The 25,932-nt window shown below is 38.4% G+C and carries 26 protein-coding genes, 1 pseudogene and 1 riboswitch; of the genes and pseudogenes, 23 read left to right on the top strand and 4 right to left on the bottom strand.

Annotated features, from left to right (window positions below; translation table 11 throughout):
* Positions 1–5: 5 nt before the first annotated feature.
* The 20 genes and pseudogenes from G6R08_RS06830 (at position 6) to G6R08_RS06730 (ending at position 19,011) form a co-directional block, all read left to right on the top strand.
* Positions 6–1,247, top strand: a complete 1,242-nt coding sequence (locus tag G6R08_RS06830) for a M20 metallopeptidase family protein (protein WP_163527293.1) — start codon at positions 6–8, stop codon at positions 1,245–1,247.
* On the top strand, positions 1,237–2,289 hold the full coding sequence (locus tag G6R08_RS06825) for a homoserine dehydrogenase (RefSeq protein ID WP_163527292.1): 1,053 nt from the start codon (positions 1,237–1,239) through the stop codon (positions 2,287–2,289). Before G6R08_RS06830 ends, G6R08_RS06825 begins: the two co-directional genes overlap by 11 nt.
* Positions 2,290–2,296: 7 nt before the next feature.
* Positions 2,297–3,736, top strand: coding sequence for an aldehyde dehydrogenase family protein (locus G6R08_RS06820; RefSeq protein ID WP_163527291.1), 1,440 nt, complete (start codon positions 2,297–2,299; stop codon positions 3,734–3,736).
* 308 nt (positions 3,737–4,044) lie between these two features.
* Complete coding sequence (locus tag G6R08_RS06815; protein ID WP_163527290.1) at positions 4,045–4,539, top strand: DinB family protein; 495 nt, start codon at positions 4,045–4,047, stop codon at positions 4,537–4,539.
* A 449-nt stretch (positions 4,540–4,988) separates the two neighbouring features.
* Complete coding sequence (locus tag G6R08_RS06810; protein WP_163527289.1) at positions 4,989–5,582, top strand: DUF1062 domain-containing protein; 594 nt, start codon at positions 4,989–4,991, stop codon at positions 5,580–5,582.
* 619 nt (positions 5,583–6,201) lie between these two features.
* Positions 6,202–6,366: riboswitch (cyclic di-AMP (ydaO/yuaA leader) on the top strand.
* Positions 6,367–6,492: 126 nt separating this feature from the next.
* On the top strand, positions 6,493–7,158 hold the full coding sequence (locus tag G6R08_RS06805; protein ID WP_163527288.1) for a potassium channel family protein: 666 nt from the start codon (positions 6,493–6,495) through the stop codon (positions 7,156–7,158).
* A gap of 45 nt (positions 7,159–7,203) precedes the next feature.
* Entirely contained in the window at positions 7,204–8,550 is a 1,347-nt protein-coding gene (locus G6R08_RS06800; RefSeq protein WP_163531165.1) for a TrkH family potassium uptake protein, read from the top strand.
* A 102-nt stretch (positions 8,551–8,652) separates the two neighbouring features.
* A complete protein-coding gene (locus G6R08_RS06795; protein ID WP_163527287.1) occupies positions 8,653–8,907 on the top strand; it encodes a hypothetical protein in 255 nt (84 codons plus the stop codon).
* A 120-nt stretch (positions 8,908–9,027) separates the two neighbouring features.
* Positions 9,028–9,207, top strand: a complete 180-nt coding sequence (locus G6R08_RS06790) for a hypothetical protein (protein ID WP_163527286.1) — start codon at positions 9,028–9,030, stop codon at positions 9,205–9,207.
* Between the two features lie 347 nt (positions 9,208–9,554).
* Entirely contained in the window at positions 9,555–10,466 is a 912-nt protein-coding gene (locus G6R08_RS06785; RefSeq protein ID WP_163527285.1) for a DUF4367 domain-containing protein, read from the top strand.
* Positions 10,467–10,887: 421 nt separating this feature from the next.
* Complete coding sequence (locus tag G6R08_RS06780; RefSeq protein ID WP_163527284.1) at positions 10,888–11,205, top strand: PadR family transcriptional regulator; 318 nt, start codon at positions 10,888–10,890, stop codon at positions 11,203–11,205.
* Positions 11,192–11,764, top strand: coding sequence for a DUF2812 domain-containing protein (locus G6R08_RS06775; RefSeq protein WP_163527283.1), 573 nt, complete (start codon positions 11,192–11,194; stop codon positions 11,762–11,764). The genes G6R08_RS06780 and G6R08_RS06775 overlap by 14 nt, the downstream gene beginning before the upstream one ends.
* A 458-nt stretch (positions 11,765–12,222) precedes the next feature.
* Complete coding sequence (locus G6R08_RS06765; RefSeq protein WP_163527281.1) at positions 12,223–12,849, top strand: type 1 glutamine amidotransferase family protein; 627 nt, start codon at positions 12,223–12,225, stop codon at positions 12,847–12,849.
* A gap of 390 nt (positions 12,850–13,239) precedes the next feature.
* Complete coding sequence (locus G6R08_RS06760; RefSeq protein ID WP_163527280.1) at positions 13,240–13,764, top strand: DinB family protein; 525 nt, start codon at positions 13,240–13,242, stop codon at positions 13,762–13,764.
* A 497-nt stretch (positions 13,765–14,261) separates the two neighbouring features.
* Positions 14,262–15,092 (top strand): annotated as a pseudogene (locus tag G6R08_RS06755) (GNAT family N-acetyltransferase).
* A gap of 200 nt (positions 15,093–15,292) precedes the next feature.
* The gene (locus G6R08_RS06750) at positions 15,293–16,135 is read left to right on the top strand and encodes a nucleotidyltransferase family protein (protein ID WP_163527279.1); all 843 of its coding nucleotides are present in this window, start codon (positions 15,293–15,295) and stop codon (positions 16,133–16,135) included.
* Positions 16,136–16,235: 100 nt separating this feature from the next.
* Complete coding sequence (locus G6R08_RS06745) at positions 16,236–16,652, top strand: cytidine deaminase (protein ID WP_163527278.1); 417 nt, start codon at positions 16,236–16,238, stop codon at positions 16,650–16,652.
* A 286-nt stretch (positions 16,653–16,938) separates the two neighbouring features.
* On the top strand, positions 16,939–17,088 hold the full coding sequence (locus tag G6R08_RS06740; protein WP_205439401.1) for a hypothetical protein: 150 nt from the start codon (positions 16,939–16,941) through the stop codon (positions 17,086–17,088).
* 84 nt (positions 17,089–17,172) lie between these two features.
* Complete coding sequence (locus G6R08_RS06735; protein WP_163527277.1) at positions 17,173–17,505, top strand: ArsR/SmtB family transcription factor; 333 nt, start codon at positions 17,173–17,175, stop codon at positions 17,503–17,505.
* 372 nt (positions 17,506–17,877) lie between these two features.
* Positions 17,878–19,011, top strand: a complete 1,134-nt coding sequence (locus tag G6R08_RS06730; protein ID WP_163527276.1) for an NADH-dependent flavin oxidoreductase — start codon at positions 17,878–17,880, stop codon at positions 19,009–19,011.
* A 161-nt stretch (positions 19,012–19,172) separates the two neighbouring features.
* Here G6R08_RS06730 and G6R08_RS06725 read toward each other — a convergent pair whose 3' ends face one another.
* Positions 19,173–20,624, bottom strand: a complete 1,452-nt coding sequence (locus G6R08_RS06725; protein WP_163527275.1) for an MFS transporter — start codon at positions 20,622–20,624, stop codon at positions 19,173–19,175.
* 189 nt (positions 20,625–20,813) lie between these two features.
* Between G6R08_RS06725 and G6R08_RS06720 the strand changes: the two genes are divergently transcribed.
* Together G6R08_RS06720 and G6R08_RS06715 are read left to right on the top strand one after the other, a co-directional pair.
* Complete coding sequence (locus G6R08_RS06720; protein ID WP_163527274.1) at positions 20,814–21,164, top strand: VOC family protein; 351 nt, start codon at positions 20,814–20,816, stop codon at positions 21,162–21,164.
* A 159-nt stretch (positions 21,165–21,323) separates the two neighbouring features.
* On the top strand, positions 21,324–21,554 hold the full coding sequence (locus G6R08_RS06715) for a hypothetical protein (protein WP_163527273.1): 231 nt from the start codon (positions 21,324–21,326) through the stop codon (positions 21,552–21,554).
* A gap of 407 nt (positions 21,555–21,961) precedes the next feature.
* Here G6R08_RS06715 and G6R08_RS06710 read toward each other — a convergent pair whose 3' ends face one another.
* From G6R08_RS06710 to G6R08_RS06700, 3 genes are all read right to left on the bottom strand, one after another.
* Positions 21,962–22,330 carry an iron chaperone gene (locus G6R08_RS06710; protein WP_163527272.1) on the bottom strand — a complete coding sequence of 123 codons (369 nt, stop codon included), beginning with the start codon at positions 22,328–22,330 and terminating at the stop codon, positions 21,962–21,964.
* Positions 22,331–22,420: 90 nt separating this feature from the next.
* A complete protein-coding gene (locus G6R08_RS06705; protein ID WP_163527271.1) occupies positions 22,421–23,395 on the bottom strand; it encodes an NAD(P)H-dependent flavin oxidoreductase in 975 nt (324 codons plus the stop codon).
* Positions 23,396–23,764: 369 nt separating this feature from the next.
* Positions 23,765–24,553: a DeoR/GlpR family DNA-binding transcription regulator gene (locus G6R08_RS06700; RefSeq protein WP_163527270.1), complete on the bottom strand. Its 789-nt coding sequence runs from the start codon at positions 24,551–24,553 to the stop codon at positions 23,765–23,767.
* Between the two features lie 257 nt (positions 24,554–24,810).
* Here G6R08_RS06700 and G6R08_RS06695 point away from each other — a divergent pair, with 257 nt between their 5' ends.
* Positions 24,811–25,920: an MDR/zinc-dependent alcohol dehydrogenase-like family protein gene (locus G6R08_RS06695; protein ID WP_163527269.1), complete on the top strand. Its 1,110-nt coding sequence runs from the start codon at positions 24,811–24,813 to the stop codon at positions 25,918–25,920.
* Positions 25,921–25,932 lie beyond the last annotated feature (12 nt).

The raw sequence follows: 25,932 nt of genomic DNA, 5'->3' as shown, positions 1-25,932 counted from the left end.
TCCAATTGGCTGGTAGTACTTCTATCACTGAACGTGCCGACGAGCTTTCGGATGAACTCATAGAATGGAGACGACACATCCATCAGAATCCTGAACTCAGTTTTCAAGAACAGGAGACATCATCCTTTGTGGAAGAAAAATTGAAACAAATCGACGGAATTGACATTGAAACAGGAATTGCCGGAACCGGAGTGCTGGCGACATTTTCTAACGGAGACGGGCCGACGATTGCGGTACGAGCTGACATGGATGCTCTGCCAATTGAGGAACAGAGTTCACAGGATTATCGTTCTGAGAATGATGGTGTCATGCATGCCTGCGGCCACGATGCACATACAGCGATTTTACTCGGTGTAGCTCAACTGTTAGGCGAAACTTTTAACAATAATGAATACAAAGGGACAGTGAAGCTCCTGTTCCAGCCAGCAGAAGAAGTACCTGATGAGGACGGGCGTACCGGGTCCAGTTACGTGGTCAAGGACGACGTGCTAAGTGAGGCGGACGCTGCTTTTGCCCTTCATATGTGCCCGTGGCGAGAAGTAGGCGAAGCACAAGTGAGTGATGGGCACAGCATGGCGAATATCGATATGTTCAAAGGAAAGATTCGTGGAAGCGGCGGGCATGGAGCATACCCGCAGCAATGTCAGGATCCGATCTGGATGCTCGGTCCAGCCATGCAAGCCTTATACGGCATTGTTTCACGAAAAATATCTCCGCTCGAGTCAGGCGTTGTAACCATTGGCAAAGTCCAAGGAGGAACCTCAACCAATGTGATTCCAACTGAAGTGGAAGTAGAAGGGACACTGCGAAGTTACAGTCCTGAGGTAAGAAAATTTCTTGTCGACGAGGTGGAGAAAGCTTTTTCCGTCGTGGAACCGCTCGGCGGGGAAGCGGACGTGGAGATTACTCATGGTGAGCCTGCTCTTCAAAATGACCCGCAGGTGAATACATGGCTGAAGCAGACGATGCAAGATCTTTATCCATCGTTTCAAGTGTATGAAGGGCCGTTTGGGCTTGGCGGCGAGGACTTTAGCATAGTAACCGAGGAGATGCCTGGGGCGATGTTTTTCCTTGGCTGCAAAAATTCTGATGACAAGCAGCGTAATTTACACACCCCGGAGTTTGATATCGACGAAGCATGCCTGCCTTATGGTGCAGCGATTTTAGCGGAAACGGCCCTCAGGTATTTGTCAGGTGACTATGAGTTGGAAGATCAAAATCAGGAGGTGACGACAAGTGACGCATAAGCTGGCGTTTGTCGGATTCGGTGTTGTCGGTAGTGGATTAGCGGAAATTCTGCTTGATAAGCAAGACATGCTGGCGAATCAAGTTGGCTTAGATGCAGAGATTGTGGCGATTTCAGATTTGAACTTGGGTTCGATCTATCACCCAGAAGGATTAAATCTTCAGACGTTGCTTGATGTAGTCAATGAGGATAACAGTCTAGAGAATTATCCTGAACATCCTGGCTTAATCAGAGGGTGGGACAGTCTGCAAACGATTAGGGAGACAAACGCGGATACGATTGTGGAAGTGACCCCTACGGATGTGGAAACGGGCCAGCCCGCGATCGATCATTGCCGGGAAGCTTTTAAAAATAAGAAGAATCTCATCACCACAAATAAAGGTCCAGTTGCCCTTCAATACAAAGAATTGTCATCCCTGGCAGAGGAAAATGGCGTCGGATGGGGATTTGAAGGCACGGTAATGAGCGGAACGCCGACACTGCGGATGCCCGCTGTTTCGCTTTCAGGAAATAACATCCGTGAAATCCGCGGGATCCTCAACGGGACAACCAATTTCATTTTATCAAAAATGGAAGAAGACATGACGTATGACGACGCATTAGCACAGGCACAGGACCATGGTTATGCAGAAGCTGATCCAACAAGTGATGTGGAAGGTCATGACATTTTGTATAAGGTGGTTATTTTAGCCAATGTTGTGATGGATGTACCTCTGGTAAAAGATGAGGTGGAATGCCAGGGAATGACGGATCTTACAGCGGAAGATATTGAAGAAGCGAAGTCAGAAGGGAAGCGGTGGAAGCTGCTTGCAAGAATTACCCAGCAAGATGGTAAGGTCCAGGCATCCGTTAAACCGGAAAAGCTTTCCTTGGATGAATCGCTCGCTTCCGTGATGGGAGCCGCTAATGCGATTACCTACGAATGCGATTTGTCCGGTCCGGTTACGGTCACAGGTGCAGGTGCCGGACGGATTGAAACTGGCTTTTCTCTGTTAACTGATTTAATCAATATCAACCAAACACGAATCTATGAAATGAGGTGAACACAGTATGACAACAGGTGTAACAGGTCAAAAGATGTTAATTGCCGGAGAATGGAAAGAGAAAGATGAGACCATTGAAGTTCGTGATCCAGGCGATAACAGCCTGATTGATACCGTCCCGGCTGCTTCAGCGAGTGATATGGAAGAAGCGATTGAACGGGCCAAACAGGAAATAGATCAAAAGAGGAGACTTCCCGTTCATAAACGCATTGAGATCTTAAACCGAGCAGCGGATAACGTCAACGAACAAAAAGAAACGTTCGCGACCATCATAGCCCGCGAAGGAAGCAAGACGATCAACGAAGCACGGGATGAAGTAGACAGAACGATTCAAATCCTGAAAATCAGCGCAGAAGAAGCGCGCAGAATTCAGGGCGAAACGATTTCCTTCGACCAGGTGCCTGGAAGTGAGAACCGTGTTGGCTATTATACTCATTTTCCAGTCGGCGTCGTGGGTGCGATTACGGCCTTTAATGATCCATTAAACCTGGTAGCTCATAAGGTTGGTCCGGCACTTGCCTCTGGAAACGCCGTGGTCGTCAAGCCGACAAAAGTCACCCCGTTGAGCGCGCTTTATTTAGGAGAAGCCTTGCTTGAGGCAGGTCTGCCATCGCCATTGCTCTCCGTTGTGACGGGAAAAGGAAGCGAACTTGGCGATCCGCTCGTCAAGCATCCTGACGTAGGAATGATCTCCTTTACCGGAGGTCTTGAAACCGGTGAACAAATCACCGAAAAAACGGGCGTGAAAAAGCTGCGAATGGAACTAGGCTCAAACTGCCCCGTCATTGTGTTGAACGATGCTGATCTCGAAAGCGCCGTAGAGAATACAGTCAGCGGCTCATTCGCAGCTGCCGGGCAAAACTGTATCGGAGTTCAGCGCGTTTTTATTGAAAAAGACGTGTTCGATAGGTTTACTGAACAGTTCGTTCACCAAACAAATCAGCTGAATATGGGCGATAAACGTTCTGAATCCACCGACATGGGGCCGATGATCAGCGAAGAAGAAGCAAAACGAATCGAACAGTGGGTGAATGAAGCCGTTGAAGATGGAGCAGAAATTCTGTGCGGGGGCGAGCGCCAGGGCGCTTATTACACCCCGACGGTCTTAACCAATGTTCCTAAACACGCTAAGATCGCCTATGAAGAAGCATTCGCCCCTGTCGTTTCCCTCTTTCCCGTAGAGGACTTAGAAGAAGCCATCCAGCAGTCTAATTCAGTGAACTTTGGCCTGCAAGCAGGTATTTTCACCCCGAACATCGACAAAGCTCACGAAGCTATTGAAAAGTTGGATGTCGGCGGTGTGATCGTCAATGACAGCAGTGACTACCGCGTCGATGCGATGCCGTTTGGCGGTATGAAAGGTTCAGGTATCGGTCGTGAAGGGGTTAGGTTTGCGATTGAATCGATGACGGAAAAGAAAGTGGCTTGTTTTAACTTGGCCAAGTAACAACGGTGTTTACTAATTTCAAAATTCTTCAAAATAAAATCCCAAACCTGCAAGTATTGCGGGTTTGGGATTTCTTTTTTGCAAATTGCTATTATGTGATTAACGAAAGTAAGTAAAGCAAAATTGTTAAATGATCGGGCGCTTATCTTGAAAAAGGTAAGCGCCCGATCTTACATATTACGCCAGATTGTGGAGTAAAGAAGGTAATTAGATGGTTCATCTTGAAATTGTAAGTTATCCAAGAACAAAACGCCGCAAATGAATTTTGACCAAAGGGATTACCTAAGGATTAAATTGGAGGGAAAAAAATGGATGTAAAGACACTTTTGTTACAACAATGGGCAAGTTGCTTAGATGAACAAGACTGGTTTCCACCACTTGAAAAAGCGCTAGAGGATATCACTTTTGAACAGGCAATTTGGAAACCAGCTGATAGGACAATGAATTCCATTTGGGAATTAGTTTGTCATTTACTTTTCTATGAAAAGAGATACCTGATGCGATTTCTTGGTGAAACAGCGAATGAACCCCAGGCAGAAGTTAATGAAGATACATTTCGATTACCAACTGAGACGTTAGAAAATTGGAAGAAAACAAAACAAGAATACTTTTATGTTCATCGTGAACTTGGAAAAATACTAGCAGAATCAGAACATGAAGATTTGTATAGACAGGTCCCAGGAGAAGATAATTCGTTAGTGCTTGAACTGAAGAGTTTAGCATTGCACAACGCATATCATATTGGGCAAATTGTATTCCTAAGTAAAATGCAAGGAGCTTGGGCAGGGAAACGCAGCTTTTAAAAAAGTTTCAAAAGCTTTATATTGATAAGGATTTATTTATCGAAAGTCCTCTTACTTCACCTTTTCGAGGGGAGGGGTAAAAAACCCCGGGAGTATGCAGAATGGGAAGAGCAAGCCAACAGTAATACTCCTGAATTATTTTAAAAACAGTGGTAATTATTGATCTAAAGCATAATAATGGTATACTAATATATAGGAGAAACACGGAAGGTGGAATTGAATTTGCCAACATACTTGTAATGGTTTAGCAACTAAATGGTGCATCTCTTTTTTTGAACATTATTGTTCAATGACGGGAGAAGTGTGTCTATTTTTAGCCATTACAGGGAACGCAGGATAGTTATTTAATTCCAGCGGGATACCTGTAAGGTATTCCGTTTTTTAATGGGAAAACTTTCTCCATTCAATCGTGTTTTGCGTTCCTCTGAATAAATAGGAGGAACTGGTGTATGAGTATTAATAATTTATTCACTTATGAGATCATTGCTCAGGAAACACCTTATATAAAACGAAATTGTAGTAAATGTAAAACGAACACAGAATTTTATTGTAGTGAGAAATTCAGGGTTAATGCGAATCAGAAAATAGTCGATATTTGGCTTATTTATAACTGTACACATTGTGAGGGGACTTGGAATTACCCTATTTTATCGAGAGTAAATATTAATAAAATTGATTCTATGCTAATTCAAAAGTTTATGAATAATGATAAAGAGACAATTTGGTACTATGCTTTTCAAATCACCAAATTAAGAAAACTATGTAATGATGTAAATACAGATATACGATACGAGTTAAGAAAAGAAAAGCTCAATTCACTATCTAACGAGGTTACTATTAGAATTTGCTGTAAATATAATTTTGGTCTTAGAATAGATAAACTAATAGCAGAAATATTTGGCATTTCAAGGTCAAAAGTAAATAAATTGTCTCAAAATGGAACTATGTTGCTAAATCCAAACATTAATATGAAGAGCAAAGTTATAAATAATTTACAAATTACCGTCATAGGTGATTGGTGCAAAGTTGATTCTTTGACATAATTAACATTGTTATTAGAAGAAGCTTTAAATAGTAATTTTAAGGTGGTCTCTAAGAGGGGTTTAACCCTTAACAGTTAACAAACGGACGCGATTGTGAAGAATAAAAGCCTAATTTTTCGATTGCAACATTGAAAAATTAGGCTTTTTAGTTTCTTAGCGTATGATTTTTTAAAAATACTGGTGAGACCCCATAGAGGCCAAAGCCTGCTTGTATTTGCTTTCCCATGGGTTATGAAAGTTGCTGGAGAGAACGGGGAAAACAATAAAAGTGAAATCAGATTAGTAAAGGATGAAGGTGAAAAAGGTGTGCTTATTTATGATTTGAAATCAAGATATGATAAGAATGCCGATCAAGGATGGATTGAGGTTTTTCCGGATTTGAGTCCTAGTGGTCATTTACATTACCTCCCTAATATCCTGTAGAGGAAAACCTCTTTGATGCCTATACACTCAGTAACCGTAATATCATAATACTTAAATTTATTCAAAGAGTGGGGAAGTAAATAAAATTGCCGAGATACTCTAGGTGTACCAAACACATTTTTAGTTTATTTAAGTTTTCTATCAGCTATTTACTTTCATAACCTCTAGGAGTAAAATACATTCAAGCTAATTAAATAATGCATGATCGCTTAACTTCCTATTAAGGAAGGTGGGGGACCCAATTCACGTAGCCATAACAGGCTACTTGGGGTGAATCTGACGAGGTATCTTCTCGTCAGTAGGGTGACTCTTTGCATCCGAATCCGACAGCTAACCTCATAAGCGTGTAAAGGGAAGAATGAAATTGGATTCGTATGTCTTTATATACTATCTCCAAAAGCCGTGAAAAGGCATTCTTTCACGGCTTTTTATTTTCCTTACTTTGGATAATTAGCCTTTACGAAATTTAACAAAAGGAGAAGTCATCATGGCAAAACAATATGCAGTCATCGGTCTTGGCCGATTCGGAGGGAGTATTTGTCGTACATTAAATGAGCAAGGTCAAGAGGTCTTAGCTATTGATAAGAATGAGGAAGTTGTAAATGAATATGCAGACATCGTAACATACGCCGTCATCGCTAACACAACAGAGCAAAATATGTTACGAAGTATAGGCGTTAGAAACATTGATCATGCCATTGTTGCCATTGGGGACGACATTCAGGCTAGCCTATTAACAACACTTATTCTTAAAGAGTTGGGTGTTCCAAAAGTAACGGCAAAGGCTATTACTGACTACCACGGGAGAATACTGCAAAAAATTGGGGCCGACAATGTGGTTCATCCTGAAAGAGATATGGGAAGACGTGTGGCTAATCATATTATTTCCTCTAGCGTGTTGGATTATATCGAATTATCGGATGAGTACAGTGTGGTAGAGGTCGTCATAGGTGAAAAAATGATAGGTAAATCCCTTGCCGACTTAGATGTGCGTGCAAACTATGGCATAAATATTTTAGCTATTAAGAGAAATAAAGAAATCGATGTTTCCCCGGAACCAGATAAACTTTTATATAAAGGGGACCTTATCATTATCATGGGTGCAGATGCTGACATTAAACGATTTCGAAATAACATGTTAGACAATGACTAAGATTTTAAAACTTGGAGGTGGTAAAGAGGAAAGGAGAGAGGGAAACTGAATGGTTTAAGAGAAACAGTTAAAAAACAGTTTAGAAATCTACAATTAAACCCACCACTTTTTATCGCACTAGGGTTTTTACTTTTAATTTTATTGGGTGGGGTATTATTAAAGCTGCCCATTGCTACAACGATGACTGTCAGTTGGGTTGACGCGTTTTTCACCTCGGCCTCTGCTGTAACCGTGACAGGCCTATGGGTAGTGGATACAGGGACAGCATATACATTGTTTGGTGAACTTGTTATTTTAGCCTTGATTCAAATTGGCGGTCTTGGTTTTTTGACGTTCTCTATCCTTATTTTCATTTTCTTTGGAAAGAAGATTGGTTTGACACAACGTGTTTTAATACAAGAACGATTGCAAACTTCCCTTGGTGGAATAATTCGACTAGTGAAGCGAATAACAGTTGTCTCTTTAACCATTGAGGCAGTTGGTGTCATGCTGCTATCCTTACGATGGGTTCCAGAGATGGGTTTTTGGAAAGGAGTATATTATAGTCTTTTTCATATTGTATCTTCATTTAATAATGCTGGATTCGCCCTTTGGCCGGATAGTCTTAGTGACTACGTTGGAGACCCTGGAGTTAATATCATCATTACTTTAATGTTTGTATTAGGCGGATTAGGCTTTACAGTGTTAACTGATCTGTGGTCTAAAAAAACATTTCGTGCACTAACCCTTCACACAAAGCTTATGGTGATTGGGACAGTAGTGATCAATATCATTGCAATTATAACTTTCTTTATCCTAGAAGTAGACAACCCTGAAACATTGGGAAACTTATCTGACAGTGAACGGTTATGGGCATCGTATTTTCAAGGAATCGCTCCAAGGACGGCAGGATTCAACACAGTCCCAATAGGGGAGTTGGAAGAAGCTACACTTTTGTTTATCTCCATGTTAATGTTTATCGGAGCAGGCAGTATCTCGACTGCTGGCGGTATAAAATTGACTACTTTTATTATCATTTTGTTTGCTGTTGGAACTTATTTAAAGCATAAAAAAACTAGCCCTATTCTATTAAATAGGAACATTAAGGTTAGGGTTGTATATCGGGCCCAAGCCATTGTAGTGACCAGTCTTTTTTTCATATTTGTAGCGATATTCACCCTGTCTATTACAGAAAATAAACCCTTTATTACATTATTATTCGAAGTAATGTCTGCTTTTGGAACAGTTGGCTTATCAACAGGGATTACACCAAGCTTAAGTACGGTCGGTAAATTAGTCATCATGTTTATGATGTATATAGGTCTTGTAGGGCCTTTATCTGTTGTATTATCACTTGCCCGGGTTGAAAAACAGAAAATCCGTTATCCTGACGAGGATGTCTTTACGGGATAATTAGGTAAAGATTATATTTAGCATTTGTGCCAAGCATGCACAGTAACAGCTTTCTATGATGGAAACTTTTAATGATATAATTATTTATTTTGGGAGATTCAAATGGAAGATAAAATAAAAATGCGTATAATATTAAACCTCTTGGTAGTTACTGCAGCATTGATAATCGGTCTTTTTTACTTTCCAAGTGAAATATCGCAATTTGCCTTTATTGTAGTGATTGTAGGTGGGGCGTTTTCTATGGGGTTAGTAATACCGAATTCAAAGAGAAATTTTAAAATTGTTTCCTTTATTTCCATTACATTGATGGCAATAATATCTTTGGTTTTATTGGTATGGAATTTAAGCGATTTATAACTTTTTATTGCTGTTTGAAAAAATGTCGCTGAGTGGTTGTTGAAAAGAAGTATTAATGTTGAAGTAACTGGCGCTTATTCTTAGCAAAATAGTGTTTAGAATTCTTAGGGGGGTATAGTAATGAACTGGCTGGTAATAAAAGACACCAAATGGTTGGTGTTTCAACTAACATCAATTTTGTCAGCAGCCATTGGAATAACATTAGCGGTTGTCAATAATAGTTACTGGTTACTATTTGGTGTATTTTCGATGTTGCTATTGTTTTTTGCTGTGAATAGAGTATCTAAAATGACAAAATAAAGTGTAGCGTTTCGGCTATAAGCCAAAGCGCTTATTCTTGAATAGAGCGCTAAAATGGAATAACCTACTCCTACTGCCAGATGAAAAGGGGGGGATTCTTTTAAAGAAATGTAACTATATCCACAAGCTTATTGGTGATCTCATTTAGTTTTTTCGCTACTTCATTAGATATGATATCTTCTTTTAATAACCCTCGCTTCCTGTCAGGCATAACGGATTATAGGACCTGAGAGCCTCATTTTCAAGTCTTCTGGACATGGGGGATTTCATTGAAAATTGCCAATTTTTGAAACGGAAGACAGTACGTAATCGTACACGTAGTAAAGAAGTTAAACGGAGGTTGTCTTATGATCAAAAAAATTATATTTATTGCTATCACGATCTTTATAACCGCCGGTTGCACATCTACACAGTCTTCTGGTGAGGATACGAAAAAGGAAAATACTACAAAGGATGATGTGACAAAGGTATTGGAGCAAATGTTTTCAGGACCTGATGAAGAGTTAACACAGCTTTATGAAAAGGATAATTATGAAGAGATTATAAACTATTACATGACCCAATTCGAACCTTACTTTACGGAAGAGTATATGGATCATGCGGTGAAGACCAATCTACTTAACAGCTTTCACCAAAAGGCGTATGGAAATGATGTTAACATGGATATTGGTAATATGAGCATCGAGCAGAGCGAAGATACAAAAAACGCTTATGATTTTGAGATTCAAGTCGATGTAAGCAATGGTCAATCAGCGGATGTTAGTGGGAGAGTGAACACAAACGAAGAGGGTAAAATTACTCAAATCCGCTACATTGATATTAAATCATTATCGAACGCTTTCGATACGGCCGTTGAAATAGAAGAGGGACTATTTGAATACGATCGTTCTAGGTTGGTAAGTCGGACCGGAGATGAAGCCTATCAGCCTAAGTATCCGACTGTCATGCCTTTTGAAGTTGATGGTGTAGAAATAGAACCCGGAATTATGGAGCAAAAAGATACCTTATTAACATTCATTTTTCATTCTGAAACGAATGAAACGTTGGAATTGAAAACCATTAAGGATGGCGAAATCTCCTATCAGGACTTAGAGACGGAAGAGGTTTCGATCGGGGATCAAACGGGACAATATGCTGGAAACGAAGGCGAGACTCAACGATTGATTTGGAAGCACGGATCGATCACGTATGAGTTGAAAGGGAATGTAGAGGACTTATCAAAAGATGATCTGCTTACAGTGGCGGAGTCTTTTGAATAAGTGATACTACTAGAAGGAGCTTAAATTTAAGACACAATACGTGATAGAGAGAGTCGAAACCTTCAATCAACGCTCAATGCCGTCATCGCTTTGAACGTTTTATTATTACACATCAAATCTGTTTTGTAGCGTAAAATAACTCTCATGTAGGTAAATGTATGAGTTTCGTTTATAAAAAGGTTTGTTAAGCAATCTGGCTAAGTTATCGAATAAGGGTGCGCGCTCGTCTTGCTCATAAGAGCTATTTAATTGAATTAGATTACACAAAAAGTCGATTTCCCAACATAAAGGAATCGACTTTTTTAGATTTAATTTTAAAGTTCTTTATACGAATCAAAAAGTCCTGTTGACTATTCAGTTGAACTGTATTACATTATTATAAAGTCAAACTATATAGTTGAACTGGATAGAGGGTGAAAGTATGAAACATAAATTATTGCCGTTGTCTGAAACCATGCATTATATTTTATTAGCTCTGCGCGAGCCACTCCACGGCTATGCCGTAATGCAGAAGATAGAGAAATTAAGTAATGGTACTGTTAATTTAGCGGCCGGTACATTATACGGTGCAATTGAAAACTTGAATAAACATGGTTGGATTGAAGCTGTTGGAAATTCGGGGCGGAGAAAAATTTATATGATAACTACAGAAGGAAGCGCCATTTTAAAAATGGAACAAGAAAGGCTATCGCATATTTTATCTTTGTACGAAGGGAGTGAATTAAATGAAGAAGTTTAACGTGTTTTTTAATATTGAAAAAGAAGAGCAATGGCTGAACGAGCAATTACAAAAAGGCTATCGTTGTACAAATATTAGTGGATTAGGAATTTACACTTTCAAAAAAACTGACAAAAGATATGTTATGCGACTGGATTATCAAGACTTTTTACCAAAGAAAAAGTTCATGGAATACAAAGGGATATATGAAGATTTTGGTTGGATCTATATGAAGGGGTACTGGCTGGGTGGAATACGGTACTGGCAAAAAGAAGATGATGGTCAAAGTGAAATCTTCTCGGACCGCCAATCAAAGGGTAATTATTATAAAAGATTAATGGGCTATTCATTTATGTTGGGTATGCTGTGCTTGGCATTTTCTTATATGCTTTACATGGATTCTGATGCGGGATTATATTTTGATGGTCTTTGGAGTATGAAAGGTGCATTATTTTGGAAGGCACTTATATTTGAAACTCCATTTGTCCTTTTAAAGTTGTCCCCCGCAATTCTGGTTGTTTTCTTTGGTAGAAGTTTCTATAAAGCCAATCGAAAGTATTCAATGTTAAAAGAAAAGTAATATGCTTTTTGAGGCTGGGGAGGATATCGAAATTCTATTAAACAAATAGGACGTCGGTTTAATAAATATTTTGCGAAAATAAGTAACTACTCCACAAGGGCGCGATTCTTCATCAGGAATCAGCGCTCTTTCTTTATGAAAAGATCCATATAAATGAAGAGGTATATTTTGTTTTACTAAATTACCAAATACGTGAAACTAATTCATATTGACTACGTATAACTAAAAGAGGGTCACATTGTTAGAAAATACAAAATTATCAGGGTTGTGAGGTGCTTCTGATTTAATAGGGGTGATTATTCTTTGTATCACCGCGATAGTCGTCAATGTAATTTGGTATATTGTAGCATTTCATAGAACACCAGTCATAAAAACGCTTGAATAATAGAACCTGTAAGTTCTGGAATACCGATTATAGACAAAGATCGAAAGCTATGGCTGGCAAGGAGATGGATATAGTGATTAACGTTTATTATTACGTGTTGGATACACTATCAGATTGGGAACTTGGATATGTGACGGCAGAACTTCATTCCAGACGATACTTTAAAAAGCAGAGTCCCCATGTTTCTGTGAAAACTGTGGCTCCTACAAAGGAAGCCATAACAACGATGGGTGGTATAACAGTTACGCCTGATATCACTGTTGATGAAATTATTGCTGAGTCTTCATCAGTTTTATTGTTACCTGGCGCAGATACTTGGGATGAGCAGAAGCATACTCCGATTATTGAAAAGGCGAGCGAATTATTAGAATGTGGGGCAACAGTCGCTGCAATATGTGGAGCAACAACTACTCTTGCCGAAGCCGGGATGTTGGATGGACGCATTCACACTAGCAATAGTCTTGAATTTCTTAAAATGGTATGTCCAAATTATAAAGGGGAGCACTATTATAAAGATGTGAAAGCAATTGCAGATAGTGAGTTAATTACGGGAAGTTCAGCAAGCGGTTTGCTTTTCGCTAAAATTGTATTAGAGAAATTAGATGTATTTTCTGATGATACCCTTGAGGCGTGGTATAACTACTTTAATACGGGTGACACGAAATATTTTCACACTCTAATGCAGACTTTAGACAAGTGAACTACTCACCACTTAGCTAACGCTTGAAGTGGGAGCTTCTCGTTTCCGCCAACATCGCTTGTAAGCAAGTCTTATACGTTCCCAACGAGTGTGAATTCGGGGCATTCCGACCCTATTGATACGAAATGTTACTAACGTACCTTAGATATTTTACGAGTAGAAGGGGCTTGGTTTTCGCTCTAATTACTCTACTCAACCTCATCTATCTAGTTATGAAAGAACGTTTGTTTGTATTTTAGCACAAGTTTTGGCTAACGCCAACCGAAATTCATCTCCCATCTACTGATTGGGCTATTGCCCTTCACATTCTTTGAGGGAGGGAGACCTTTCTCGGAAATTCGTTAAAATGGATCGAGGGTGTTATATCAAACATGAAAGGAAGAAGTTTAAATGGCGCATCTTGAATTACAACTGTATGATTATAACGAATGGGCAAATAGACAAATTTTCAATCGACTAAAGGAGTTGCCCAAAGATGTTTATCGTCAAGAAGTTCATAGTGTATTTCCATCCATATCTCATGTTCTAGCCCATGTTTATCTTTCTGATCTTGGGTGGATAGAGGTGTTTTCTGGTAAAAGTATGGATTATTCATTAAGGCTGCAAGAGCAACTAAAAGGGGAAACAGTGTCAAAGGGAATAGAAGAAATGGAAGCGATGTTTCTTAAGCTGTCAGAACGATACAAGATGTTCCTAAGTGAAATTGAAAACACAGACAAACCGCTCGTGATTGAAAACCCGAATGGTGACTTGATGGAAACAAGTGTGTTTGAGCAAGTGCCCCATGTTGTGAACCATGGAACCTATCACCGTGGTAATATCACTGCTATGTTAAGACAGATAGGCTATGCTTCTGTTCCGACAGATTATGGTCTTTATTTATATTTGAAACAAATAGAGAATAAAAAAGAATGATTGTCGTGCAAATCCAATAAGAAATACATCTTTAATTTCGACTGTTCAGCAATCGTGAGCATTTCCGAAATAAAATATCGTGCCAGATTCATACATAGTAGTCAGATTGTAGAACAAATAATTAAGTAAATTAAGAATGGGTGTATTAAATATGACTATGAGTTTTGTAATCCTAGTATCCATATTTATATGGATCGCAGCGGTTTATGAACTGATTAAACCTTCAAAAGAGCAAAATAAACGAAAAATCATCACTTTAACATTTTGTGGTACTTTATCAACATTAGTTACCACCATTTCCCTTTTTCAAAACTCCCTGTTATAAAATGGTGGAACTATGTCAGGAAATTTTAATCAGCAATCGGGAGCTTATCTTGAATTCTTTAAAAAGCCAACAAGAATGTTTGCTTGCAGAACTAATATGGGGAGTTTAGTCTAACAAAGAGAATTTCTTATTGTGAAAAGCTGAATTAAGACTTGGGGAAGGATGTTCACTATTGATTACTGAACTTAACACGAGCGATTTTTATAAATGTAAAAGTTTAATAAATGAAAAAGGTAATTTAGAAGTTAAAGCAGTAATTAAAGGAGTAAATCCTGGGCGTATATTTGTAGATAATAGCGATTCTCCTAAAACTGGACTTATTTGGTTAGATAATAATGACGGTTTTTTCTTTATTGGCGATGAAGACAATAATTTATTTAATAATTGTATAAACGATTTTATTGATAAAATAATAACTCCTGAAGCAAAGAAACTTTAAGCAAATTATTTTATAGGAATTGGTAATCATCAAAGATGGAATAAGACTATAGAAAAAATTTTTGAACATCGTCCATTGAAAATGTCGAATCAAAGAGTATACGATTTGCAACAAAGTAATTATAGGGAAAAGAATAATCCTTCAATTGGATCAGAATATAAAGTTTTAAAAATAAATAAAGCTCTGTATGAAAACAACGATCATTCATTTGATAACATTGAATTTGTACGATCAAAAATATTAGAGTTTTGGTCTTCCCCCGAAAGTTTTTATAACAGGGGAATTGGCTATTGTATTGCCTACAATCATAAGATTGTGAGTGTATGTTTGTCGGGATTTGTATTTGAAAATATGCACAGTATAGATATAGAAACGTTAAAGGCTCATCAAGGGAATAAGTTAGCTCAAAAGATTGCCCATGATGTTGTAAAAGATGGTATGAGCAATAATATAATTCCATACTGGGATTGTGAGGAGGCAAACAAGGCCTCTAATGCAATCGCTCAAAATATAGGTTTTACCAATGTCTTCAACTATGCAGTTTATCTGTTCCCGTTTGAGTGAAATACATATGAAGCTAAAAGGAAAAAATCAATATTTGTTCAAGAAAAGGAGCGCTTTTCCGTGATATGGGTTGGCGCTCCTTTTTCTTCTAAAGGACAGATTGTGAATGAAATTACCTTTTTTTAATTGGATATTTATGTTGAAATCGTTGTGAAGAAATATACTTAAACGATATGCAGTAAAGAAATGGGGATTATATCATGACTGAAATTAAAGAAATAGGATCTTTATGTTCTGTAGACGACAAAGGCAATATAATAAACCAGTCTGATCCAAAAAAAATCAATAATAAATTTCGAGAAGTAATCCAACGAATAAATGAAAGCTGTCTTTCCGTATTACCAAAAGAGATTCACAGCATTTATATAAGAGGATCTGTTCCAAGAGGGTTAGACATTGAAGGTGTATCTGATGTTGACGCAATAATAGTAACCTATTCTGATCCTCAAGATATTGACCTTGATTGGGTGGAGGAGACTGAACAATTTATTGATCAAGAATTCTCTTTTATAAACGGTGTAGAATTAGGATTCTGCCCTTTAAGTGAGGTTGAGGAGTCAAACTATTGCTCCATGATTCCGTTTATCCTAAAAACCTATGGTGTTTGTGTTTATGGTGAAAACCTAATAAGTAAGCTCCCTGATTATAAACCCGATAGCTCCTTAGCGAATGAACACCTCATTCACTTAACATCTCTGATTGATAAAGCCAAGCATGATTTAACGGGAAATAACGACATTGAGGACATTAAGGATTGCTGTTCATGGATCATGAGAATTATTGTGAGGGCTGGTCTTGCGCTTGTCATTGTTCAGGAGCGATCTTACACGAGAGATCTATATCCAGCCCATAAACTATTTTCGAAGCATTATCCTGAAAAAGAGCAAGAGATGAGAACAGCGCTTTGGTACGCAATTAATCCTTTATTGAATTCAGAAGAAGTATTGAAATTCTTGAATCATTTTGGAAATTGGATGAAGGAAGAAGCAGAGAATTGGCTTAAAGTTTATAACCCCAAAAAAGAAATGCATCTACCGCTTTGATAATGTACTCACTGTTCATTTTAAGGGTGTTTTCTGGAAACAAAGACGATCATAAAAATGTTGTAACGTAATAAAGGATCACATAAACGGAGGCATTGAGATGGATATAGAAAAGAAACTATATAAGGCAGCAATTGAACTTATTGAAAGAAAATACCCAACTGGTTGGGGCGGAGCTGCAGCAATGAGTTTAGAAGACGGTACAATCTTGACGAGTATAGCACCTGAAGTAATAAACGCATCTACGGAACTGTGCATGGAAACTGGATCCATATTAGAGGCTCATAAATTGTCAAAGAAAGTAACGCATTCAATATGTGTAGTTCGTGATGATGAGAACTCGGAATTTAAGGTTTTATCACCATGTGGAATATGCCAAGAAAGACTTTTCTATTGGGGCTCAGACGTTAAAGTAGCAGTTACTGTACCAGAAAAAAGTCTGGTTTTTAAGACTTTATCAGAAGTACAACCGTACCATTGGTCGGAAGCTTATGAACCAGAAGAATTATATGAATAAATGATAAAGATAGAGTTTATTTAACAACTATCTGGTTTTTATTAAACAGTCGCTTTCCTTGAATAAGGAACTAGCGCCTCTCTTGCGTAAAAGGTTAGATAATTGAGTAAGAATTTATAATAAGTAATTTAAATATGAAAGTGAATGATTGACAATATAAAGACAAAGTTATAGTATCTATATATCGGAATATACCGATTAAAGTATTGTCCAAGTTCTTTCTGAAGGGAGACGAATTGTAATCCCATCTGAAAAACGAGAAATAGAAAACGTCAAAGAAACTTATATGAATGGCTCCAAAGAAACGGTAGCTCAAGAAATAAAGAATTTAACGAATGAATTACCCATTGACGAACTAATGGCAATTTCGCCTATTTACGACTTTGAAAAACGAAAACGTTCCTTTGAATTGTTAAAAGAAGCTGTTAGTGAATAAGGATCCTCTTCTTTGGCTGATCTTTTGTTCTGACAGCTGACTTAAGCGGGAGTGTCTTTCTTTCTATAGAAAGGAGATCAATAAATGATTGAAGGTCAACAAGATGAGAAATTTGTAGATATGTTTAAAGCATTGTCCAATAACACCAGGTTAAAAATATTACAAATGCTAAAACAACCTGAAGAAAACTTCCCTACTCAAGCCCATATCCATAAGGGTGATGACTTTCCAGGAGGGGTGTGTGTAGGGGATATTCGCGATAAAATAGGTTTAGGCCAGTCGACGATCTCTCAATATTTAGCATTGTTACAGAAAAGTGGCCTTTTAGAGACGAGAAGAATTGGCCAGTGGACCTATTACCGTAGAAATGAAGATGTGATTAAAGAATTAGAAAGTTTTATATGTAGAAGACTGTAGTAAAAAGGAAGAATAAAAGGAGTCTTGAAGCTGGATCTAAATATTCACGGAGTATTAGGGAACAGGTCGCATTAATTAAAGATTATCGTGAACTAACAGAGAAAAATAGCCCGGGGGTATTTAAACCATTTACGCAAACCTTGTATATCGACTTATCGGAAAACCCCGATTCTAGACCTGGTCGAAGTCCATTGGGTTATCGTTTAGGTCGTAACCATTTACTGGAGTTGTTATTCATATTTCAAACAATGGGTGTAAACCATTTGGCGTTTGCACATTATTTTTGATGATGAGCCATCATGGCTGTTTGAATTAGTGTATTCACAAAAACATTGTAATAGTTTTTAAACTAAAATTTATAGGAGTGTAGAAATGGATAAAAAGTTTGAACCATTATTTGAAAAAGTAACATTACCCAACAAAGTAGAATTAAGAAATAGATTCGTCTTAGCGCCACTCACTCATGTATCTTCTAACGATGATGGTACAATTTCTGATGTGGAAATTAATTATGTGGAACAACGTTCTAAAGATGTAGGATTAGCTATTTCTGCGGCTAGTAATGTGACTGATTTAGGAAAAGCATTTCCTGGACAACCTTCAGTTGCACATGATTCAGACCTTGGTGGTTTAAAACGGTTAGCTAAAGCCATGAAGAAAAATGGAGCAAAAGCTATTGTACAAATACATCATGGTGGGGCACAGTCACTACCATATTTAACACCAAATGGAGATGTAGCTGCTCCAAGCCCTATAACTTTACAGAGTTTCGATGAAAAAGAGGAACATCATGCTCGAGAAATTACTCAAGAAGAAATTGAACACACAATTAAAGGATTTGGTGAGGCAACACGAAGAGTTATCGAAGCAGGGTTTGATGGTGTAGAAATCCATGGTGCAAACCATTATCTAATACATCAATTTGTTTCACCATATTATAATCGTCGTGATGATGAGTGGGGAGAAAACAGATTGAAATTCCCAATTAAAGTTGTAGATGAGGTTGTTAATACTGTTAAGGTCCATGCAGATGAAAAATTTATCGTTGGTTATAGATTTTCACCAGAAGAAGCAGAAACTCCAGGTATAAGTATGGAAATTACAGAAGAATTGGTGAAAACTTTAATTGAAAAGCCGTTAGATTTTTTACATGTTTCATTAATGAATGTACACTCTAAAACTCGTGAAGGTAAGTATCAAGGAGAAGAAAGAATAAAATTACTTCATCAATGGATGGACGGTCGTATGCCATTAGTTGGTATTGGATCAATATTTACTGCTGAACAAGCATTAGAAGCTGTAGAATCAAAAAATGTTGAATTGTTAGCATTAGGTAGAGAAATTCTATTAGATCATAATTTCATTAATAAAATTCAAAATGGTAAAGAAGAGGAAATCATTTCAAAATTCGATCCTAATAGAGAAGATAAACATGATTTACCACCTAATTTATGGGAGCAATTTAATGGCGGTTTCTATCCATTGCCAAGAACTGATGGTAAGTAGGTCTTTACAACTGTCAGTGATCAGGAAATGGACTATGAACCTTTACCATAATATTGTATATAAGGATTTATTGTAGTGAATGTAGCGAAAACAACATTATGACCAATTAAACAGGGAAGGAGCGTAACCTTGTGTCATCGCCCCTTCCCTGATGTTTTTCTTTATTTATCTGAATCCGAATCGTCCCTTTTTTCTTCAACTGTGCCTATTTCCTCAGCAGCTTCCATTTCTTCTTTCCACCATAATGCAACTTTTGGATTTTCAACAGCTTCTTTATACTCGGATTTTGAAGCTACTGTCGGGTATGAACCTTTCAGGGATTTTCCAGACGTGTTACTGAAAAAGAATGCGATCACTAAAAACCCTATGATACTAACGATTGTCAGATAGAACCCAGGTGCTAAGCTATTTCCTGTTTGGTAAACTAACCATGTAGCAACTAATGGGGTAGTTCCGCCAAATAATGAAACGGAGACATTAAAGGTCACGGCTAGTGTTCTATAGCGAATATCTGTTGTGAACATCGTGGGTAATGATCCAGGCATTGTACCTTCATAAGTTGAAAGCAGAACACCCAAAATGAGGATTCCTAAAGAAATAAACACTAAAGAATCCAAGTTCATTAGATAAAAAGCTAGGGCAGATAATAGCGTTAATCCGCCTAAACCAATCAGGAAAACAGTTTTGTTCCCAATATTATCACTGAGCCTTCCAAACATTAGAGCCAGCGGCACCATAATAACCATAATAATCGTAATGATTAATGTCCCTGTTGTACTGGATAATCCAATAACTGCACTTAAATAAGAAGGCATGTATGATAGTAACATGTAGTTTGTAATATTAAAGAATGCGACAGCTACAAAACATACAAGAACATCTTTTTTATGATTTTTTAAAATAGACAGGAAGCTCTCCTCTTCGGCTTCATCATCGGCAAGTTCATTTTCAAAAATCGGTGTTTCTTCTAAACTTCTTCTTAAGTACAATCCAACAAACCCTAAAGGTAAGCCGAGTAGAAATGGTATTCTCCAGCCCCATGAGGCCATCTGTTCGTTTGATAAAATCATAAAGAGTGCACTGGCAAGTATTGAAGCTAATATAAAACCAGCGAGCGTGCCAATTTCCAGTCCGCTTCCAAGCATGTTGCGTTTATTGTCTGGGGAAGATTCTGCAATATAGACCATTGCACCAGCGTACTCACCGCCAGTTGAAAAGCCCTGAATAATTCTAGCTATTAATAACAGTATAGGCGCCCATATACCTATTTGATCATAGGTGGGTAATAAACCAATTAGTAATGTGGAAGCAGCCATTAAAATAATTGTGGTCGTTAACACAACTTTTCTTCCTGATTTATCACCGATTTTACCAAAAATAACACCGCCTAGCGGGCGCATTAAAAAGGCAATCGCAAATGTTGCGAATGTGAACACCAATTTGAGCTGATCATTCTCAACACCGGTAAAAAAGTTTTGACTAATAATAACAGCCAAATATGAATATAAACCGAAATCAAACCATTCCACAGCGTTTCCTATCCCAGTAGCATACACGCTTTTCTTAGTTTGTTGAAAATCTACAACGTTGATCTTTTCCTTTTTAAATTTCACTTTGTCATGTCAACTCCTCAACATGGTATATACTTATACAAAATAAAGACAAACGGTCTATTAGTCAGGTTGAACCTCTTCATCATAATTCCCGTTTTATTATGTACTTTCGATTCCTTTTTATGAAAAGTTTAATTGAGCCTTCTGTGAGATGAAAATTTGGACAACACAATTTTAGGAGGATATAAAGTGAAGGTTAAACGAATTGTTGCCAATATTGAGACGCAAGAAATTTCTAAAGCAAAGCACTTTTACGGGGAGGTACTCGGACTTGAAAAACTGATGGATATGGGATTTATTGCAACATACGGTTCACATGAGAAAATGGACACTCAAGTTAGCTTCCTTTCAGAGGGAGGATCTGGGACACCTGTGCCAGACCTATCGATTGAGGTCGATGATCTTGAGGAGGCACTAACCCGTATGCAAGAAGCAGGGATTTCGATTGAGTATGGACCAGCTGAGGAATCATGGGGAGTTCGGCGGTTCTTTGTAAGGGATCCATTCGGAAAGCTCCTCAATATTCTAATCCACATGTAAATGAATGAGTTTATTAGGTGCGTTTCGGGGGCTTGTGTTATCGGGAGAGTGCTGAATGAGGTTATGACGATCCCCTTACCCAACTGGCCAAGAGAATCTCCAATAAAGTGTATATGACTCTATGGCTTACACATATATTGCCATCAGGGGGGAGTCATAATGAGTTACAGTAAGAGAAAGCTAATTGCTAGTGCAATAGGAATTATAGGTTCGTTAATGGGGTTTTATATATGGAAAGAATATCTTCCAGCATTTCATGGTGACACAATTGAAGACTGGAGACGCATATTAAGAATAGAGAACGTAATTTTTCTTTATATTCCAAGTTCTATTGCTTTGGTCGCTTCACTTTTTCATAAAACACATCTAATGGTTTGGCTATCCTGTTAAGTTTACCAGCAACAAAATACCTTGGTGTGAATGGATTTATATTCGATATTTTTCCATTAGTTTATTATCCACTCCTCTGTTACATTGGTTCTGCTTTATTGATGCTAAACCTTTATAGACCGAACCCCATCAAGGGGGGGCTAGGCAGTTTAAGGCAAAATAATCCCTCGGCGCCAGTCACACGCATGAGGGGTTATTTTTTGTGATTATTATCAACGGTTGCATTTGTCTTGCAACTTTTTAATCCATTCTGTCACTGAAGGTAGATGAACTGGACCATAAACTACGATTTTTTGGTCAGAAATGCGGATTTAGAACATCAAAATTAAATGACCTTATTAAAAAGACCTTTCACGTCCCCATATGGTAATTACTGCCCAGCCTTTAAGGAATATCTACTTTCCTCATTACCTCCAAAAATTAGTATAATCGGCTTTATCCCGAATATTAAATTCAATTACTTTCTCAAGCAATTCGTAATCGACCGGTTTATTCCACGGAATTCGAAACAATCCTTTGGTAGCACTGTAGCCAGCTTGTTCAATGTCATCAGCAAAGTGCGTAATGCCTGCTTCTTCAGGAGAAATGCTCATATGATGCTTCGCCGTGGAAAGGCCAATAATAAACGTACCGTGATCGGAAAACATTGGCGTATTCCATTTGATGTGTGGCTCTAAATCAGGGGATGTATCAGTAATCCACGCCAAAATTTCCTCCATTCGTTCTCGGTGCTCGGAATTATCGATACCGGCTAAATATTCTGCAAAAACTTCCATATTTTCCTCCTTAAAAACTGTCTCATTCAAAGAAGCTTATCCTGTTCACTCCTCTTTCAAACACCCTTTAGAAGCACTCAGATCCTCTAATCAACTTTTTCTAACTACACTGCCACTTATCAGATTGTTTCTTGCTTCACTATACTCATTATAAAGTTTGTCAACATAATCTGCTGTACTCGTAATGTCTTGAACAGCACCAATGCCTTGGCCGCTTCCCCAAATATCTTTCCACGGCTTAGCGTCTTCTCCTCCAAAATTCATCTTGGATGGGTCACTTTCAGGGAGGTTATCAGGATCCAGTCCAGCTGCTTGAATGGATGGTTTCAGGTAATTTCCATGTACACCCGTGAAAAGATTACTGTAGACAATATCATCAGATGTAGAGTTAACGATGGCTTGCTTATACTCTTCAGAAGCACGGGCTTCATGCGTGGCAATGAAGGGAGAGCCAATATAAGAATAATCAGCCCCCATAGCTTGGGCAGCCAGTACTGAATTCCCCGTAGCAATCGAACCGGACAAAGCAAGCGGCCCGTCGAACCATTGGCGGATTTCTTGAACTAGCGCAAAAGGGCTCTTTACACCGGCATGACCGCCAGCTCCTGCCGAAACGGCGATTAATCCATCTGCACCTTTGTCGATGGCCTTGTGCGCGAAAGTGTTATTGATGATGTCGTGCAGCACAATTCCTCCGTAGCTGTGTGCATGATCATATACCTTCTCCCGCGCACCTAAAGAAGTTATGATAATCGGAACTTTGTATTTCTCACACAATTCCATGTCGTGTTCTAACCGTTTATTAGACTTGTGAACAATCTGATTAATCGCAAATGGGGCAGCAGGACGATCTGGATTTTTGGCGTTATAAGCTGCAAGCTCTTCTGTAATTTCTGCCAGCCATTCATCAAGTAAGGATCCAGGTCTGGCATTCAACGCAGGCATCGATCCAACGATCCCTGCCTTACATTGCTCGATCACTAGCTTAGGATTACTAATAATAAATAATGGCGCCCCAATTACAGGGAGACGCAAATTCTGAAGAATTGACGGATTTTCTGACATATTGTTATTCCTCCATTCAACTTATAGGCATACGAGCCTTATGTATTTAGCAAAAATTTTTCCGGAAATGGGCATAGGGAAACAGTTGGCGATAAGTCTAGCAGATGTTTGCGATATGCTTGTCCATGTATTGGTCCTGTGGCACCCCTTCGCTACTCATTATAAAGGATTTTTTTGTAAATAAGAATAGATATTTGAACATTCAGATGTTAATTGTGCAACAATGGTGATGAGGATGAGGTTGTTGCTTTGTGAGAATCCTATAAAGCAGAAATTCATTGCCACAACATAAAAGATTCTCCTATTCATGCAATAGGAGAATCTTTATAGCTTTATTTAATAGTGTTCCGTCATCCGTAATGCGGGACTTTATTTTTGTGTGCTTAGGGCTGGAGCTAGTACATTAATATGTCTTTCTGATAGTTGTGCAGACAAGTTATCATCCAACGGATTATCAGTGACCAACGTATCGATGTTATCCGGTGTTGCAAAAACTGCACTTGAAGTCGTTCCTATTTTCGAACTATCCACGATGGCAACTAGTTTATTAGACCTTTGTACAAGTTGTTTCTTTAATTCAACTTCATACAAGTTAAAGTCTGTCAGCCCTTTATCCACTGAGAAACCATTCCCTGATGTAAACATCATATCAATATTTACGTGGTCTAAAATATCTAACCCCAATGTCCCCTCGATCGAAGAGGAGCGGTTCGTTACAACTCCACCGATCATAATGACTGTTAGATCCGGATTTTCTTTTAATTCTAATGCCGTTAGGACTCCACTCGTTACAATTGTGAGTCGCATCGGTTGGGTTTTTAAGTACCGAGCCAATTCTAACGCGGTTGAACTTGCATCTAACAAAATACATTGCTTTTCTTCAATTAATTCAAAGGCCTTTTCAGCAATGACTGTTTTTTGTTCTTTGTTTTTCTTTTCACGAGCGGTAAAGCTCGTTTCATTATCTGACTCCTCTTTTAGTGTAGCTCCCCCGTGGGTTCGAGTCAGAAGACCATCCGCCTCCATCTTATTGAGATCTGCACGAAGAGTTGCTTCTGATACCCCTATATATGAGGACAGTTCCTTAACAGTTACTCGTTTTTTTTCATTTAAAAGTTGCATAATTTTATTTCTTCTTTCACTTACAAACATTTTCATTACATTTCATCCTCTTGGTCTATTATAGTTTTATATTATGTTATTTTTCATGATTTATCAACAGTTTCACCGACTCCCTTTTTCGATATACGGTTTGGGACTCGATAAAGATCAATAAACGAAAGTATTCGAAAAATAATTTGACAAAACAAAAAATAATGATAAACTTGACTCAATTAATGAAACCGATTACAAAAGGTTTGTTTGAGGATCGGTTGCATGATTTTCAATAACTATTTAGGAGAGGGAGAGATAAGATGAACGAGACAGTGACTGGTAAACAGGAAGTAGCTAAAACGATTCCGGGAACCATGAAGGCAATTGTTGCATACGGTCCGAAAGATTATCGATATGAGGAAGTAGAAACTCCTAAATTAGAAAATGAAGAAGAAATTATTGTAAAAGTAGAAGCTTGCGGCATTTGTGCCGGTGATATTAAGGCGTATGATGGGGCCCCGAGTTTCTGGGGAGATGAACAACAGCCGTCTTATATTAAGGCTCCAATGATTCCTGGGCATGAATTCATCGCTAGAGTCGTTCAAAGAGGAGAAGCCGTGAAAGATTTTGAAATTGGAGACCGGGTTATTTCTGAACAGATCGTTCCATGCTGGGAATGCCGATTCTGCAATAGAGGTCAATATTGGATGTGTGAAAAGCATGATTTATATGGGTTTCAAAATAACGTAAACGGCGGGATGGCTGAATATATGAAATTTACAAAAGAAGCCATTAACTATAAAGTTCCCGAGGACTTACCAATTGAGGAAGCGATTTTAATAGAGCCTTATGCTTGTAGTCTTCACGCTGTTCAAAGGGCTCAGGTTCAACTGGGGGATGTAGTCGTGTTGTCTGGGGCTGGAACTCTTGGACTAGGAATGGTTGGCGCCCTTAAAAAATCAGGAGCTGAAAAATTAGTTGTGCTGGACTTAAAAGAAGATCGCTTGGAATTAGCAAAGCAATTTGGCGCGGACATTGTTTTAAACCCGAGTGAAGTTGACGTTGTTCAAGAAATTAAAAATATGACCGAAGGCTACGGTTGTGATGTGTATATTGAAGCAACCGGCCATCCGAAATCGGTAGAACAAGGGCTTCATATGATCAGGAAGTTAGGACGATTTGTAGAGTTTAGTGTGTTTGGAGAGCCTGTGACAGTTGACTGGAGTATTATCAGCGACAGAAAAGAACTTGATTTACTCGGTTCTCATTTAGGACCGTATTGTTACCCGCTCGTAATAGATGGGATATCCAACGGAGACTTCCCTACAGATAATGTTGTCACCCATCAACTTGATTTAAAGGATTTCGAAGAAGGGTTTGAATTAATGAAGAAGGGTGAAAGGTCTCTGAAAATAATTTTACAGCCGTAACATTTGAATAAG

Origin of the sequence: Halobacillus ihumii, from assembly GCF_902726645.1 — a bacterium.
Lineage (GTDB): Bacteria > Bacillota > Bacilli > Bacillales > Halobacillaceae > Halobacillus_A > Halobacillus_A ihumii.
Note: the sequence above shows the minus strand (reverse complement) of the source record. Positions and strands in the feature narration are given on the sequence as shown.

Excerpts from the sequence above, each read along its gene's own strand:
- G6R08_RS06820 (WP_163527291.1), top strand. The coding sequence starts at position 2,297 with ATGACAACAGGTGTAACAGGTCAAAAGATGTTAATTGCCGGAGAATGG.
- G6R08_RS06815 (WP_163527290.1), top strand. The coding sequence starts at position 4,045 with ATGGATGTAAAGACACTTTTGTTACAACAATGGGCAAGTTGCTTAGAT.
- G6R08_RS06810 (WP_163527289.1), top strand. The coding sequence starts at position 4,989 with ATGAGTATTAATAATTTATTCACTTATGAGATCATTGCTCAGGAAACA.
- G6R08_RS06805 (WP_163527288.1), top strand. The coding sequence starts at position 6,493 with ATGGCAAAACAATATGCAGTCATCGGTCTTGGCCGATTCGGAGGGAGT.
- G6R08_RS06795 (WP_163527287.1), top strand. The coding sequence starts at position 8,653 with ATGGAAGATAAAATAAAAATGCGTATAATATTAAACCTCTTGGTAGTT.
- G6R08_RS06790 (WP_163527286.1), top strand. The coding sequence starts at position 9,028 with ATGAACTGGCTGGTAATAAAAGACACCAAATGGTTGGTGTTTCAACTA.
- G6R08_RS06785 (WP_163527285.1), top strand. The coding sequence starts at position 9,555 with ATGATCAAAAAAATTATATTTATTGCTATCACGATCTTTATAACCGCC.
- G6R08_RS06780 (WP_163527284.1), top strand. The coding sequence starts at position 10,888 with ATGAAACATAAATTATTGCCGTTGTCTGAAACCATGCATTATATTTTA.
- G6R08_RS06775 (WP_163527283.1), top strand. The coding sequence starts at position 11,192 with ATGAAGAAGTTTAACGTGTTTTTTAATATTGAAAAAGAAGAGCAATGG.
- G6R08_RS06760 (WP_163527280.1), top strand. The coding sequence starts at position 13,240 with ATGGCGCATCTTGAATTACAACTGTATGATTATAACGAATGGGCAAAT.
- G6R08_RS06750 (WP_163527279.1), top strand. The coding sequence starts at position 15,293 with ATGACTGAAATTAAAGAAATAGGATCTTTATGTTCTGTAGACGACAAA.
- G6R08_RS06745 (WP_163527278.1), top strand. The coding sequence starts at position 16,236 with ATGGATATAGAAAAGAAACTATATAAGGCAGCAATTGAACTTATTGAA.
- G6R08_RS06740 (WP_205439401.1), top strand. The coding sequence starts at position 16,939 with ATGAATGGCTCCAAAGAAACGGTAGCTCAAGAAATAAAGAATTTAACG.
- G6R08_RS06735 (WP_163527277.1), top strand. The coding sequence starts at position 17,173 with ATGATTGAAGGTCAACAAGATGAGAAATTTGTAGATATGTTTAAAGCA.
- G6R08_RS06730 (WP_163527276.1), top strand. The coding sequence starts at position 17,878 with ATGGATAAAAAGTTTGAACCATTATTTGAAAAAGTAACATTACCCAAC.
- G6R08_RS06715 (WP_163527273.1), top strand. The coding sequence starts at position 21,324 with ATGAGTTACAGTAAGAGAAAGCTAATTGCTAGTGCAATAGGAATTATA.
- G6R08_RS06710 (WP_163527272.1), bottom strand. The coding sequence starts at position 22,330 with ATGGAAGTTTTTGCAGAATATTTAGCCGGTATCGATAATTCCGAGCAC.
- G6R08_RS06705 (WP_163527271.1), bottom strand. The coding sequence starts at position 23,395 with ATGTCAGAAAATCCGTCAATTCTTCAGAATTTGCGTCTCCCTGTAATT.
- G6R08_RS06700 (WP_163527270.1), bottom strand. The coding sequence starts at position 24,553 with ATGAAAATGTTTGTAAGTGAAAGAAGAAATAAAATTATGCAACTTTTA.
- G6R08_RS06695 (WP_163527269.1), top strand. The coding sequence starts at position 24,811 with ATGAACGAGACAGTGACTGGTAAACAGGAAGTAGCTAAAACGATTCCG.